Source organism: Rhizobium sp. RU36D (genome assembly GCF_900176345.1).
Lineage (GTDB): Bacteria > Pseudomonadota > Alphaproteobacteria > Rhizobiales > Rhizobiaceae > Allorhizobium.
This window is the reverse complement of the sequence record NZ_FWXU01000022.1, coordinates 54384-68678: the sequence shown is the minus strand read 5'-3', so window position 1 is coordinate 68678 and position 14295 is coordinate 54384. Positions and strand designations below refer to the sequence as shown.

13 protein-coding genes are annotated in these 14295 nt (G+C 61.3%); 8 read left to right on the top strand and 5 right to left on the bottom strand.

Features of this window, described 5'->3' with window-relative positions; all coding sequences use genetic code 11:
* Positions 1-43 precede the first annotated feature (43 nt).
* Both B9A97_RS22245 and B9A97_RS22240 read right to left on the bottom strand, forming a co-directional pair.
* On the bottom strand, positions 44-310 hold the full coding sequence (locus tag B9A97_RS22245) for a hypothetical protein (RefSeq protein WP_179145359.1): 267 nt from the start codon (positions 308-310) through the stop codon (positions 44-46).
* 360 nt (positions 311-670) lie between these two features.
* Positions 671-2335, bottom strand: coding sequence for an electron transfer flavoprotein-ubiquinone oxidoreductase (locus B9A97_RS22240; protein ID WP_084368013.1), 1665 nt, complete (start codon positions 2333-2335; stop codon positions 671-673).
* A gap of 334 nt (positions 2336-2669) precedes the next feature.
* Here B9A97_RS22240 and B9A97_RS22235 point away from each other — a divergent pair, with 334 nt between their 5' ends.
* The 3 genes from B9A97_RS22235 to B9A97_RS22225 all read left to right on the top strand — a co-directional run bounded on the left by B9A97_RS22235 (position 2670) and on the right by B9A97_RS22225 (position 5207).
* Positions 2670-3458: an SDR family oxidoreductase gene (locus B9A97_RS22235; protein ID WP_084368012.1), complete on the top strand. Its 789-nt coding sequence runs from the start codon at positions 2670-2672 to the stop codon at positions 3456-3458.
* Positions 3459-3559: 101 nt separating this feature from the next.
* Complete coding sequence (locus tag B9A97_RS22230; RefSeq protein WP_244564317.1) at positions 3560-3766, top strand: hypothetical protein; 207 nt, start codon at positions 3560-3562, stop codon at positions 3764-3766.
* 148 nt (positions 3767-3914) lie between these two features.
* Positions 3915-5207: an Hsp70 family protein gene (locus tag B9A97_RS22225; protein ID WP_084368011.1), complete on the top strand. Its 1293-nt coding sequence runs from the start codon at positions 3915-3917 to the stop codon at positions 5205-5207.
* Between the two features lie 22 nt (positions 5208-5229).
* On the opposite strand, the gene B9A97_RS22220 is transcribed toward B9A97_RS22225, so the two are convergent.
* Entirely contained in the window at positions 5230-6039 is an 810-nt protein-coding gene (locus tag B9A97_RS22220; RefSeq protein WP_084368010.1) for an arylamine N-acetyltransferase family protein, read from the bottom strand.
* Between the two features lie 154 nt (positions 6040-6193).
* Here B9A97_RS22220 and B9A97_RS22215 point away from each other — a divergent pair, with 154 nt between their 5' ends.
* The 3 genes from B9A97_RS22215 (at position 6194) to B9A97_RS29860 (ending at position 7587) form a co-directional block, all read left to right on the top strand.
* On the top strand, positions 6194-7048 hold the full coding sequence (locus B9A97_RS22215; RefSeq protein ID WP_084368009.1) for a uracil-DNA glycosylase: 855 nt from the start codon (positions 6194-6196) through the stop codon (positions 7046-7048).
* Between the two features lie 147 nt (positions 7049-7195).
* A complete protein-coding gene (locus B9A97_RS22210; protein WP_084368008.1) occupies positions 7196-7387 on the top strand; it encodes a hypothetical protein in 192 nt (63 codons plus the stop codon).
* Positions 7388-7422: 35 nt separating this feature from the next.
* Positions 7423-7587, top strand: coding sequence for a hypothetical protein (locus B9A97_RS29860; RefSeq protein WP_179145358.1), 165 nt, complete (start codon positions 7423-7425; stop codon positions 7585-7587).
* An 80-nt stretch (positions 7588-7667) separates the two neighbouring features.
* Here B9A97_RS29860 and B9A97_RS22205 read toward each other — a convergent pair whose 3' ends face one another.
* Positions 7668-8567 (bottom strand): hypothetical protein, encoded by a 900-nt coding sequence (locus tag B9A97_RS22205; protein WP_084368007.1) that lies wholly within the window; start codon positions 8565-8567, stop codon positions 7668-7670.
* 372 nt (positions 8568-8939) lie between these two features.
* Here B9A97_RS22205 and B9A97_RS22200 point away from each other — a divergent pair, with 372 nt between their 5' ends.
* Positions 8940-10205 carry an MFS transporter gene (locus tag B9A97_RS22200; RefSeq protein WP_084368006.1) on the top strand — a complete coding sequence of 422 codons (1266 nt, stop codon included), beginning with the start codon at positions 8940-8942 and terminating at the stop codon, positions 10203-10205.
* 8 nt (positions 10206-10213) lie between these two features.
* On the opposite strand, the gene B9A97_RS22195 is transcribed toward B9A97_RS22200, so the two are convergent.
* A complete protein-coding gene (locus B9A97_RS22195; RefSeq protein ID WP_084368062.1) occupies positions 10214-11152 on the bottom strand; it encodes a DMT family transporter in 939 nt (312 codons plus the stop codon).
* 299 nt (positions 11153-11451) lie between these two features.
* Between B9A97_RS22195 and pepN the strand changes: the two genes are divergently transcribed.
* Positions 11452-14100, top strand: coding sequence for an aminopeptidase N (gene pepN, locus B9A97_RS22190; protein WP_084368005.1), 2649 nt, complete (start codon positions 11452-11454; stop codon positions 14098-14100).
* Positions 14101-14295: the final 195 nt, after the last annotated feature.

Below are 14295 nucleotides of genomic sequence, written 5' to 3'. Positions count from 1 at the left end.
CGGCATTTGCGTCCAACTCTGTCTCTGGATCAGCTATCTCGCGTCAGACCTTAACGCTGCCAGAGCTTTCCGCCGGAGGAGGTTGATGGAAGTGTCCGGAACCTGCGAGCCTTGCCATCAATTGTCGCAACGCCTTGTCGATCCGCTGGTCCCCCAGAGCATCAGGATCATTGGCGGCAATATCAACTACGGCCTTCGCCAGCTGATCTCGGCGCCTGTCATCCCCGGTGAAATCGGAAGCCGCGGTCATCAGGAAAGACCCGAGCGCCGGATCGTGTGCAATCGTCATGTGAGATGGATGTCCCATCATAAATGCCCTACTAAACTGCAGGCCAGAGCACATACGATCTCCCAGCCACCAGCGCCTACATATTCGGTTGCTGGTGATGGAAATTAACATATAGCAAATTTAGCTGGTGGTCACCCCCTTTCACGCGGGAGTGACCATAAGCAGCAGTTGCTGACATAGGCAAAGACGGCCTTCGCCACATCCTCTGACGCTGGTCCGTGCGGTCCGGCATCCGAATATTACATATTCGGATAGACCGGCCCTTCGCCGCTTCTTCTGGCGGGGGTCCGTGCGGTCCGGCTTCCGAATATTACATATTCGGATAGACCGGCCCTTCGCCACATCTTTTGGCGGGGGTCCGTGCGGTCCGGCATCCGAATATTACATATTCGGATAGACCGGCCCTTCGCCCCCTTGTGGCGGCACCCAGTTGATATTCTGGTTGGGGTCCTTGATGTCGCAGGTCTTGCAGTGGACGCAGTTCTGCGCGTTGATGACGTAGACTTCCTCGCCATCCTTCTCTACCCACTCATAAACCCCCGCCGGACAGTAGCGGGTCGACGGGCCGGCATAGACGCCGAGTTCCGAGCGCTTCTGCAGGTCCATATCCCTCACCTTGAGGTGAACCGGCTGGTCTTCCTCATGGTTGGTGTTGGACAGGAAGACCGAGGACAGGCGGTCGAACGTCAAGACACCATCCGGTTTGGGGTAGTCGATCTTCTTGTGCTGGGCCGCCGGCTCGAGCGATTGCGCATCGGTCTTGCCGTGCTTCAGCGTTCCGAACAGCGAGAAGCCAAGAAGCTGGTTGGTCCACATGTCCAAACCGCCGAGGCTAATGCCAATCAGGGTGCCGAACTTGGACCACAACGGCTTGACGTTGCGCACGCGCTTCAGGTCCTTGCCGATATCGGTGGCGCGCCATTCGGTTTCGATCTCGATCGGCTCGTCATTGGCGCGGCCCGCGGCAATTGCTGCCGCAATCTTGTCGGCCGCCAGCATGCCCGACAGCACGGCATTGTGGCTGCCCTTGATGCGCGGCACGTTGACGAGGCCGGCGGAACAGCCGATCAGCGCCCCACCGGGGAAGGAGAGTTTCGGTACGGACTGATATCCGCCTTCCGTGATGGCGCGAGCACCATAGGACAGGCGCTTGCCACCCTCGAAGGTCTTGGCGATCGCCGGATGCGTCTTAAAGCGCTGGAATTCCTCGAACGGATAGAGATAGGGATTCTTGTAGTTCAGGTGCACGACGAAACCGACGGCCACCATATTGTCTTCGAGGTGATAGAGGAACGAGCCGCCGCCGGCAGACAGTCCAAGCGGCCAGCCGAAGGAGTGCTGAACCAGGCCAGGCTTGTGGTTCTCAGGCTTGACCTGCCACAGCTCCTTCAGCCCGATGCCGTATTTCTGGACATCGCGATCCTTCTGCAAGTCGAACTTGGCGATGAGCTGCTTGGCAAGCGAACCGCGCACGCCCTCGCCGATCAGCACATATTTGCCCCGCAGTTCCATGCCGCGCGTATAAGCCGGGCCCGGCTCGCCGTTCTTCTCGATGCCCATGTCGCCGGTGGCGACGCCAACCACGGCGCCCTGCTCGTTGTACAACACCTCGGTCGCGGCAAAACCGGGATAGATTTCCACGCCGAGCGCTTCGGCATGGCCGGCGAGCCAGCGACAGACATTGCCCAGCGACACAATGTAATTGCCGTGGTTGTTCATCAGCGGCGGCATCATGACATTGGGCAGGCGGATCGAGCCGGCCGGCCCTAGGAACAGGAACTGGTCGTCCGTCACCTCCGTCTTGAACGGATGGTCCGCCTCCTCGCGCCAGCCGGGCAGAAGCCGATCGATCCCGACAGGATCGACCACGGCGCCCGACAGGATATGCGCGCCGACTTCCGAGCCTTTTTCAAGGACGACGACGGTGAGGTCGGGATTGGCCTGCTTCAGCCTGATCGCAGCGGACAGGCCGGCAGGCCCCGCGCCGACGATCACCACGTCGAATTCCATGCTTTCGCGTTCGGGCAGTTCCATCTCAGTGCTCACAGTCAGTCCTCCGCGCGGCCATCTCATCAATCCGGCTTCTTCATTGTCAAATGACGGCCCCCTTGTCGAGCCATGGCGCGACAAGCCGTGGCGCGATTTTTCAGCCAGATGACATGAGGAGAAAGAATATCTGACGTTTACGTTTACGTCAAATTATCGGCAAACGAAAATCGGCCTTCGCTCCGGGGCCAGCCTAGTGAAACCTAGGGCGTGCCACAAACAAGACCTGTGAATGGCCGAGAACGAAGTTGCGGGTAGATGCTGAACAGCCTTCCCCCGCCCCCGCCCCCTTGATAGGTTCGCGCCAACGCAATCATCAGGAAGGACTGCATCCATGGATCTCGGCATTTCGGGCAAACGCGCACTCGTGCTCGCGTCTTCGCGAGGATTGGGCCTCGGCATTGCCAATGCGCTGGCGGCGGAAGGATGCCATGTGCTTTTGTGCGGACGAAGCACCGACAAGCTCAAGGCCAATTGTGACGCCATCAATGCCGCCGGCAAGGGCAAGGCGGATTTTGTCGAAGCCGATCTCGCTGATGCCAATTTCGTCGAGACCATGGTGCATGCGGTCCATGACAAGCTTGGCGGCATCGATATCCTCGTCAACAACACCGGTGGTCCGACGCCCGGCACGGCAGAGGACATGACTGCGGAGAAGCTCTACAACTTCTTCCAGTCGATGGTGGTGCGGGTGATCACGCTCACCAACACGCTGCTGCCGCTGATGAAGACGCAAGGCTTTGGCCGCATCGTCACCGTTGCCTCCTCCGGCGTCATCGAACCGATCGGGAATCTCGCCCTGTCCAACACCTTGCGCGGCGCCCTGGTGGGCTGGAACAAGACGCTGGCGACGGAGATCGCCTCCTATGGCGTCACCGCCAACCTGATCCTGCCCGGCCGCATCCACACCGACCGGATCGACGAGCTGGATGGCGCCAATGCGGCGAAGGCCGGCAAGAGCGTCGAGGAGGTCCGCGCCGCCTCGATCAAGACCATTCCCGCAGGGCGCCTCGGCAAAGTCGAGGAGTTCGGCGCGGCAGCGGCCTTCCTGTGCTCGCAGCAGGCAAGCTACATCACCGGCACCATGCTGCGGGTGGATGGCGGCGCCGCCAAGTCGCTCTGATGAGATTTGGCAGCGCGGCGATCCGATCGGATTGTCGCGCTGCCGGTTCTGGTTCGGAACCGCCAGCTGCAATACAGGCCGGCACAATTTTGGAGGTTCGCATGAAGATGAGACTGAGATCAGCCCTGACCTTCTGCGGCTTTCTGTTCCTGCTGCTCGGCCTTGTCTGGATGGCGCAGGGTAGCGGCCTGTTTCCCTATCCCGCGTCCAGCTTCATGATCAACCAGACGCCCTGGATTACCCGCGGGGCGATCTTCGCCGCTTTCGGCTTGGCCCTGGTCCTGGTCTCGCGGCGGCTGCTCAAGTAGCCGCGTGAGGCGGTCGCAATCCCCTTGCCTTCAGCGCCCTGCCATGGCATGAGGCGCGCTCTTCGTTGCGGGCGCGCATTCGCGCCCCTTTCGCATCCGGGCTTCCCGGTTCTGACATCCTTTGAATAACCTATGAGGAGCGGCGGTCATGGCTGAAGCGCTGGGGCTTGATTTCGGCACGACAAACACGGTCCTCGCGATGGCCAACAGTGCCGACGACACCCATTCGATCGCATTCACATCGAGTGCCGGCACGACTGACAGCATGCGCACCGCGCTCTCCTTCATGAAGGATGCGCAACTCGGCGTGCGTGCGCTGAAGGTGGAGGCAGGCCAGGCGGCCATCCGCCAGTTCATCGATCATCCCGGCGAATGCCGCTTCCTGCAGTCGATCAAGACCTTTGCCGCCTCGCCGCTGTTCCAGGGCACGATCGTGCATGCCCGTCGCTTCCAGTATGAAGACCTGATGGAGGTCTTCCTCAAGCGGCTTGAAGCCTATGCCGGAGACGGCTGGCCGACAACGGCCAAGCGCGTGGTGGCCGGGCGGCCCGTGCATTTCGCCGGCGCCAATCCCGACCCAGAATTAGCGATGAAGCGCTACAATGAGGCGCTGACCCGCTTTGGCCTGCCGGAAATCCATTATGTCTACGAACCCGTTGCCGCTGCCTTCTATTTCGCCAGGCAGTTGAAGCGAGATGCGACCGTTCTCGTGGCCGACTTCGGCGGCGGCACGACGGACTATTCGCTGATCCGGTTCTCCACGGAAGGCGGTCGCGTCTCTGCCGAGCCCGTCGGCCATTCGGGTGTCGGCATCGCCGGCGACCAGTTCGACGCCCGCATCATCGAGCATGTGGTGGCGCCTGAGATCGGCAAGGGGTCCAAGTTCAAGAGCTTCGACAAGATCCTCGACGTGCCCAGCAACTACTACATCAGCTTCGCGCGCTGGAACCAGCTCTCGGTCTTCAAGACATCGAAGGAATATGCCGACCTGCAGTCGCTTGTCGGCCAGGCGCTGGAGCCGGAGAAGCTGGAGCGCTTCATCGACCTGATCGAGCATGACGAGGGCTATCCGCTCTACCAGGCGGTCTCGGCGACGAAAATGGCGCTGTCCGCGCAGGAGGAAGCGGAATTCCGCTTCAGCCCGCTGGGCAAAGCCGGCGAAAAGACCGTGCGTCGCGCCGATTTCGAGCAATGGATATCGGGCGATCTGGCGCGCATCGAAGAGGCTCTCAACGACATCCTGGCGATGACCAACACGGCAGCGGGCGAGATCGACAAGGTCTTCCTGACCGGCGGCACGTCCTTCGTGCCAGCGGTGCGGCGGATCTTCACCGAACGCTTCGATGCCGACCGCATTGAAAGCGGTGGCGAACTCGTCTCCATCGCCCATGGTCTCGCCCTGATCGGCGAACGCGACGATATCGAGCGCTGGACCGCCTGATGCAGTGACCGAGATTGGGGGGTCAGCCCTCGATCTTGGCCCAGATCGCCGCGATCTGATCCTCGCTCAGGCGCAATTGGAACGGGCCGGTCAGCATCTGCGCTAGGTCGTCGGGTGACGCGATCTCGCGCTCTTCGAACGGGCCGTGCGGGCCGAGTACCCGAAGTGCCCGGTTGCGCAGGGATATGCGACCCTCTGCCATGAGCCGCGTCATCATCAGGGTCGTCGGAAACTGCGACTTCTCCCAGCGCGCGGTGACAAAATTCGCGACCTCGTAATCCGGCGCCGCGACGGGGGCTCGATCGAAGCCGTAGAGCGAGAACCAGCCCTCGCTGGTCTTTCGCTCCAGAATCTCCTCCCCGGTTGCATCATCCCAGCGGATCCTGAAATCGACGCCGGCGACCTCCTGCACGAGGTCATGAATAATAGGCAGCGGTGCGGCCGGGGCAGGTCCGCCGAAACCGGTATCCGAAAGATAGTCTTGGTCCCCAATGCTGACGATGAAGGCATGGTGGCTGCGCGGGCCGCCTTTCGGTGCCCCCATCCGCACCCGCGCCAGCAGAGGGCGGGCCGAAAAGCCGAAATCGTCGAGTGCCAACGCAAACAAGCCATTGAGTTCGAAACAATAGCCGCCACGCCCGCCATGGATCAGTTTCTGCCAAAGCGCGTCGGGATCGAGGTCCGGCACCTTGCCCAGCAGCGGGTCGATATTCTCGAAGGTAATCGCCCGCATCTGTGCCGTCTGCAGCCGGCCAAGTCCCTCCGCGTCTACCGCCGGCTCGGCGCCGGTCAGATCGATCCGCGCCAGATAATCCTTGCGATTGAATGTCATGCCTCTTCTCCTCCGTCGGCTGCCTATGTGCCCGACGGCCGGGATCGGAATCAAGTGCGAGCAGGCGATGTCGATGGCGGATAAACGACAGCCTCGGTCCCATCTTGGGTCTTCCTGTCTTTCCCCACCGGTTCGCATCGGCTAAAGTCGCGCCATGATTTCAGCACAAGACCTTTCCGCAGCCGAGCTGGCAGCCCTGCTGGCATTTCATGCCGATGCCGGCGTGGAATGGCTGTTGTCGGACTTGCCAATCGACCAGCGCGCCCAGTTTGCCGCGGAACGACAAGCCCGCGAGGCCTTGCCGGTCGCCGCAAAGGCTGCCGTGCAGACCACAAGCGAGCGCGAGCGCCCGCAGCGCGCAGCCCCGCCCCCGCCGCGTCCAGCGCTCCCGATCGCGGCGATTCCCGACGAAAACGCCGTTATGGAGGCTCGTTTCGCCGCGGAAAGCGCCCGTACGCTGGCGGAATTGAAGACGGCGATCGAGGCCTTCAACGGTTGCAACCTGAAGACCAGCGCCCGATCCACCGTCTTTTCCGATGGCAATCCGGAGAGCGGGATCATGGTGATCGGTCCCATGCCCTCGGGCGAGGACGACCGCGAAGGCATGCCGTTTTCCGGCCGTGCGGGACAGTTGCTGGATCGCATGCTCGCGGCTATCGGCCTGTCGCGCGAAACCACCTATCTCACCAATATCCTGCCCTGGCGTCCACCGGGAGACAGGCAGCCATCGCTACCGGAGGCCGCGATTTGCCGTCCGTTCGTGGAGCGGCATATCGAGCTCGTCTCACCCCGTGTCGTGCTTCTGCTCGGCAATTACGGCGCGCGCTTCTTCTTTGGCGGCAATGAGACGATCAACAGCCTGCGGGGTCAATGGCGCGAAATCGGCGTCGGCAACAGCACCTATAAGGCCCTTGCCAGCTATCATCCGCAGGACCTTCTGGCGGCTCCCGCGACCAAAGCCCTGGCCTGGCAGGATCTGCTGACCTTCTCTGGCAGCCTCAACGGCTAAAATTTCGTCATTTGTTAAGTTAATATGAAATTAGCCATGCGGTTTGCGCATAGCAGCGCCGCAGTCTTGCGCATTGCGGAATCAATGTTGCACTGCGATATATGCGTCATGTCGTGGAGGGGACCAGATAAGCAAGGAACCAAGACCATGACCCGCAATTTCCGCCCGGTACACAGCAATTTCGAAAGCCTGCGTCTCGCTGCGGTGCCTGTTCGTCCTGGCCAGGGCTATCATCGCTTTGGTTCGGCCACCAATGAACAGTTGAGCGCACGGGTTTATGCCCGTCCCAGCCAGGTCAGCCGCCCCTCGGTCGTATTCGCGGATTTCCAGGAAGTCTGACCGCACCGGCCATTACAGTATCCAGGAGTATCACCATGAGCGCATTGTCCGCCCTCCGCCAGATCCGCGATGCGGTTCACCAGATCGGCTCCGCCGTTAGTGCGTCCGAGGAATATTCCCGCGCAGTGTCACGGCACGCCCGGCATGGCACTGCCTCGCAGGATGCCGGTCGCGATTGGGGCCGCTATATTCCCCTCTGAGATCAAGAGCTTTTGTCTTGGAGTGTCTGGGGGCGCGATTGCGCCCCTTTTCTGTTTTGGCCTGATGGCAACAGCCAGCCTCACGCTGTCCGGCTGCTGAGGCGCTCCATGGGCAATGCCGAAGGGCTGTACTCCCGCTTGGCCCATTCAAAACTGTCGTCGACGATTGCGAACTTCACCGCCTGCCAGCCGCAATACTCGTGAAGATAGTCGCCGGTCAGCCACATGTCCGACTTGCGCTCGCTGTCCTGCCAGACCAAGGAACCCTGATCCATGGCCTTGCGCAGGAGACGCTGAAGATGAGTGCGCGACATCATGAAGTCGTTGGCCATCTGCCGCGCATCGATGCGACCGATGTCAATGCGGTCCTTGTAGACCGCATCGGGCGAAACCCGGATCACGAGTTCATCCATGACCAGCCCCCCGGCTTCGGTCCACAGGAACAGGGCCACACGTGCGGGCGGCTCCCGCCAGCGCACATCGTCGATGCAGCGGTAGGCGATGCGGGGCTGAAGCAGCCGGAACATGCCGGGATTGGCAATGAAATAGGGGCAGCGGTCGCCATTGTCTATCTGATCCAGCGCCGCCAGATTGACAGCAACCCAGCCGAACATCGCGTTGACGCTGACATCGGTTGCCTCGAAGCGGCGCGGGCGCCGTCCTGGCTCCCCCGCGATGCGCAGGAAGCGATAGGTCTGCAACTGGTCGAGATAGTTCAGCACGGTGTTGCGGCTGGCCGCATCCACTGAGAGTATGATGTCCTTCAAGCGCGTCGTCGTCAGGCCGGACGATGGCAGATTGGGATCGTATTCGATGTGGAGCGCAAAGGCTGCCTGCGTCAGCATCCAGCGCTGATGGGATGCCAGCAAACGGGAAAGCCTTGGATTGCCGTCATAACGATTGCGCATCTCCGAAGCCAAAAGCTGCAGAGCGGGAATGAACTTTGGCGACCCTACCAGGTCATCGACTGTCAATGTCACGATCCAGCACCTCCGGTTCCCGGGCAGCAGCAACAGGCTGAGCCGACCCAGACCTCGCGCCGCAGGATACACGACATTTGCAGCACGAAATGCAAAAAGTAATATGTATTAACAAAACTCAAGGCAGGTATATGCAGTTTCATTCAACCATCGTCGCTTGGTAGGCAATGGTTTGAGTTAAGCATTTGTTAGCCACGAAGCAAAGGGCGTGCGCCGCAAAAATCGCCGGAAATAAGGCAGCACGGATCGAAGCGGTTTGAGGGGCAAAAATCGGCGGGCTGCCCGGCTTTGCGGCGCGCCGCGTCGCAATCGACAGCCCACCGGAATAGGATTAAAGGCAGAATCGCCTCAACCAAACCGGAGAGCCCGTTCATGCTGGCCAGTCTCGCCTCGATCGCCACGCTGATGCTGTCCACCCTGCTGATGATGGCCGGTTTCGGGCTCATGCAGTACATGGTGCCGATTCGCTCGCTGGATGAAGGCTGGTCGACGCTGGTGATCTCGATCACCGCCACGGGTTACACCTTCGGCTTCACCATGTCCTGCATCATAACCCCGAAGCTGGTGCAGCGGGTGGGCCATGTCCGGGTGTTCAGCGCGCTTGTCACGCTGCTGACCGTATCGATCCTTCTGTGCTCGCTCGTTGTGGATTGGCGCGCCTGGGTGGTGTTTCGCGGCCTGGCAGGCTTTGCCATTGCCGGCGCCTACCTGATCATCGAGAGCTGGCTGAATGAGCGCGTTACCAACGACAACCGCGGTGCCGTGTTCTCGGTCTACATGATCACCTGCCTGGTGGGCTCCATCGGCGGGCAATATCTGGTGCCGCTGGGTGATCCGACGGGTGCGCAGCTCTTCATTCTCTGCGGCATTATCTTCTCGCTGGCCATTTTCCCGACAGCGCTGTCTACCGCCAAGTCGCCAGCGCCGATCGCCCAGGCCCGCTTCGACCTGATGCGGCTTTATCGCCGGTCGCCGGTCGCCTTCATCGGCTCGCTGCTGTCAGGCGCGCTTTCGGGCACATGGGGCAGTCTCGGCGCCGTCTACACTCAGAATATCGGCATGACGACGGCGCAAGGTGCCACGCTGCTGGCGGCCTTCCTGGCCGGCGGCGCCATCGCCCAGATGCCGATCGGGCGTATTTCCGACAAGATGGACCGCAGGCTGGTGATGGTTGCGGCCGGCTTGTTCGGCGTGGGCGGCTGCGTCATCATGACCGTGTTCTCGATCGACCAGCCGCTCGCGCTCTATGCCGCCGGTTTCGTGGTCGGCATGGTGCTCTACCCGGTCTATGCCCTGAACGTCGCCCATGCCAACGACCTCGCCGCGCCGGACGAATATGTGACCATATCAAGCGCGATCATGATCCTTTACGGCCTGGGAACGGTGTCGGGGCCGCTGATGGCCGGCACGCTGATGGAATGGACCGGCCCGAAAGGGCTTTTGTGGTTCCTCGCCATGAATTTCGGCCTCTATGCATCCTATGCCGGCTGGCGCATGACCCAGCGAGCACCGGAGCGCAGCCAGGTCGGCAGGACCGGTTTTCAGTCCATGCCGATCCCCGTGCAGGGCACCGATCCGGCCAGCGCGCCGAACGCCGCGCTGTCTGACCATGAGCAATCCGGCCCGCACGGACGATAGCGGCCCGATCACCCCTGCGGCGTCGATGCCTTTCGGGCGGCACTGCGTTCCAGTCCGAGCTGATGCTCGCGATAGATGATGAAGATGCCGGCCATGGCCACGATCGCCGTCCCGACGAGGGTTGCGAGCGTGGGTATTTCGCCGAACATCAGATAGGCGATGCCGGAGCCTAGCAGGATGGAGGTGTATTCGAACGGGGCGATGGTCGAAACATCGGCATAGCGATAACATTGGGTGAGGAGAATCTGCCCGAGCCCGCCGAAAAATCCGGCCATTACCAGAAACAGCTTGGCTTCCAGCGATAGCGCTGCCCAGCCGAAGGGCCAGCTGATCAAGGAGAGCAGCGCCGCGATCAGCGAGAAATAGAGGACGATGGTCGCGGTCTTTTCCTCGCGCACCAATTGGCGGACCTGCATCATGGCCGCCGCGCCCAGCACCGCCGAGATCAGCACCGCGCCGGCACCGACGGCCGCGTCGGATTCAAAGCCACCCTCGCGAAATAGCGTGAGCTTCGGCCAGGAAATGATGACCACGCCGACCATGCCGACCAAGACGGCGCTCCAGCGATAGACGCGAACCGGCTCGCCGAGAAAGACGGAGGCGAAGACGACGGCAAACAGCGGCATCGCATAACCGATTGCAATCGCATCCGGCATCGGCAGATGCACGAGCCCGTAGAAGCCGAATGCCATGGCCGTGATGCCGATCACGCCCCGGCGCAGATGGCCGATCGGATTGGCCGTATGAAATGCGGAGCGCAATTCGCTGCGATAGGCCAGGTAGACCACGATCGGCACGATGGCAAAGGCGGAGCGATAAAAGGTGATCTGTCCGGCGGGGATGTCATTGCCGGCGGCCTTGATGCAGGTCTGCATGGCAACGAAGACGGTGACGGACAGGATCTTCAGCACGATGCCCGTCATCGGGCTGGGGGCGGCATTGGACATCAACGACGTTTGGCGGACCGACGAACAGTCCGACACTCTCCTGGGTGGCGACTCTCATTAGCGAGCATCGACCATCGGCCAGCTTACCGACCATGGCAAGCGATAAAGCTGCGACCGCCCAGTGACGGTACCGGAAGTGGTGCAACCTGAACCAAATTTGGTTCGTCGCTCAAGTAACTTTCTAATTTTAACAATCGTTCAGAAATTGATGCCATGATCCAGGCAACATCGCGATTGCCGGTTCTCGGCCTACACCGTCGCGGATACGGGTTGAAGCAGAAGACGATCAGGACAGATTTATGCGAACAGATACCGGCCAGATCGTTCATCTGGCAGACTACCGCCCCACTGATTTCGTGCTGGAACGTGTCGATCTGACCTTCGAGCTTGATCCGACGGAAACCAAGGTGGAAACGCGTATGATCTTCCACCGGCGCGAAGGCGTGGATGCCAGCGCGCCGCTGGTGCTGGACGGGGACGAGTTGTCGTTGTCGGGCCTGCTGTTCGACCAGAACGAAATTCCGGCTGGCCAGTACGATCTCTCGCCGGAACGGCTCGTCATCCGGGACCTGCCCGAGAGCAAACCGTTCGAGATCACGGTCACGACCATCATCAATCCCGAGGCCAACACCCAGTTGATGGGCCTTTACAGGTCCAACGGCATCTATTGCACGCAGTGCGAGGCCGAAGGTTTCCGCCGCATCACCTATTTCCCTGATCGTCCTGACGTGCTGGCGCCGTTCACCGTCAACATCATCGCCGACAAGGAGGCCAATCCGCTCCTCCTGTCGAATGGCAATTTCCTCGGTGGCGCCGGCTATGGCCCGGGCAAGCACTTCGCCGCGTGGTTTGATCCCCATCCCAAGCCGAGCTACCTCTTCGCGCTGGTCGCCGGTGACCTCGGCGTCGTTGAAGACACCTTCGTCACCATGTCGGAGCGCGAAGTCGCGCTGAAGATCTATGTCGAGCATGGCAAGGAGGCGCGCGCCGCCTATGCCATGGATGCCCTCAAACGCTCGATGAAATGGGACGAGGAGGTCTTCGGCCGGGAATATGATCTCGATATCTTCATGATCGTGGCCGTGTCAGACTTCAACATGGGGGCCATGGAAAACAAGGGCCTGAACATCTTCAACGACAAATATGTTCTGGCCGATCCCGAGACCGCGACCGACCAGGACTATGCCAATATCGAGGCGATCATCGCCCACGAATATTTTCACAACTGGACCGGCAACCGGATTACCTGCCGCGACTGGTTCCAGCTCTGCCTGAAGGAAGGCCTGACCGTCTATCGCGACCACGAGTTTTCCGCCGACCAGCGCTCGCGCGCCGTCAAGCGCATTGCCGAGGTGCGGCACCTGCGCTCGGAACAGTTCACCGAGGATTCCGGTCCCCTCGCCCATCCGGTGCGGCCCACCTCCTATCGCGAAATCAACAATTTCTATACGACGACTGTCTACGAAAAGGGCTCCGAGGTTACCCGCATGATCGCCACCATCCTCGGTGGCGAACTGTTCAAGAAGGGCATGGACCTCTATTTCGAACGCCATGACGGCGATGCCGCCACCGTCGAGGATTTCGTGAAATGCTTCGAGGATGCGAGTGGCCGCGACCTCAAGCAGTTCTCGCTCTGGTATCATCAGGCTGGCACGCCACAGATCACCGTGTCCTCCGCCTTTGACGCTGCCACCGGCACGCTGACGCTCTCGCTCGACCAGATGGTTCCGGCGACACCGGGGCAGACCTCCAAGGAGCCGATGCATATCCCGTTGAAGACGGGCCTTCTGCTGGAAGACGGCACCATCGTCACCCCGTCCGCCGTCACCGGTGGCGAGATGACGGACGACGTTCTGCACCTCACAGAACGTTCGCAGAAATTCGTGTTCACCGGCATTCCGTCGCGTCCGACCGTTTCGCTCAACCGCGGCTTTTCGGCCCCCGTATCTCTGCATTTCGACCAGAGCGGTGCCGATCTCAGCCTCATTGCCCGCCATGAAAGCGATCTCTTCGCCCGTTGGCAGGCGCTGACCAACCTGGCGCTGCCCGTCCTGACCGCTGCCGCGGCACAGGCGCGCAAGGGCGAGACGGTCCAGTCCGATGCGATGCTTACCGAAACGCTGCTGGCAATCGCCGCCAACGAAACGCTCGAGCCTGCCTTCCGCGCCCAGGCGCTGGCTCTCCCCAGCGAAGCAGACATTGCCCGCGAACTCGGCAGCGACAACGACCCTGATGCCATTCACACCGGTCGCGAGACGGTACTGACGGCCATTGCCAAGGCCGGCGCCGATGTGTTCGCAAAGCTGATGGCGGATATGGCGGACACCGGCGCTTACAAGCCCGATGCTGCCGATGCCGGACGGCGCGCGCTGAAGAACGCCGCCCTCTCCTATCTGGCGCTTGCCGAACAGTCGCCGGCCCGTGCGGCTGCGGCCTTCGACAAGGCCGACAACATGACGGACCTCGCCCAGGCACTGACCGTCCTTGCCCATCGCTTCCCGCAGGCGGCCGAAACCGCCACCGCCCTGCAAGCCTTCGAGGCGCGCTTCAGCAGCAACGCCCTGGTGCTCGACAAGTGGTTTTCGATCCAGGCGACCATTCCCGGCGCCGATGCGCTGGAGCGGATCGAAAAGCTGATGACGAACGAGCATTACAATCCGGCCAATCCGAACCGGGTGCGCTCGCTGATCGGAACCTTTGCCTTCGCCAATGCGACCGGTTTCAACCGGGCCGATGGCGCGGCCTACCGCTTTCATGCCGCCCGTATCCTGGAAATCGACAAGCGCAACCCGCAACTGGCCGCACGTTTGCTCACGGCCATGCGGTCCTGGCGCTCCCTGGAACCGTCGCGTGCCGATCTCGCCCGCACCGCGCTGATGGAGATCGAGCGGTCCGCCGGCCTGTCCACCGACGTGCGCGACATTGTCGATCGGATGCTCAAGGCCTGACGCATCAGGCGCACCGTCCGGCGCGGATTTGTCCGCGCCGGTTGAGCCCTATTCGTGGCTGCAGGCTCAGCGAGTCTTTTGCGCAACGAATAACCGCAAAATTCCAATTGGTTAACACAGTCTTACTTTTTCGACTGGACAGAGCGAATCACCTTTGATTCATTGGCTTTGGTTCGGGCAGCGGCGCTTCGAATC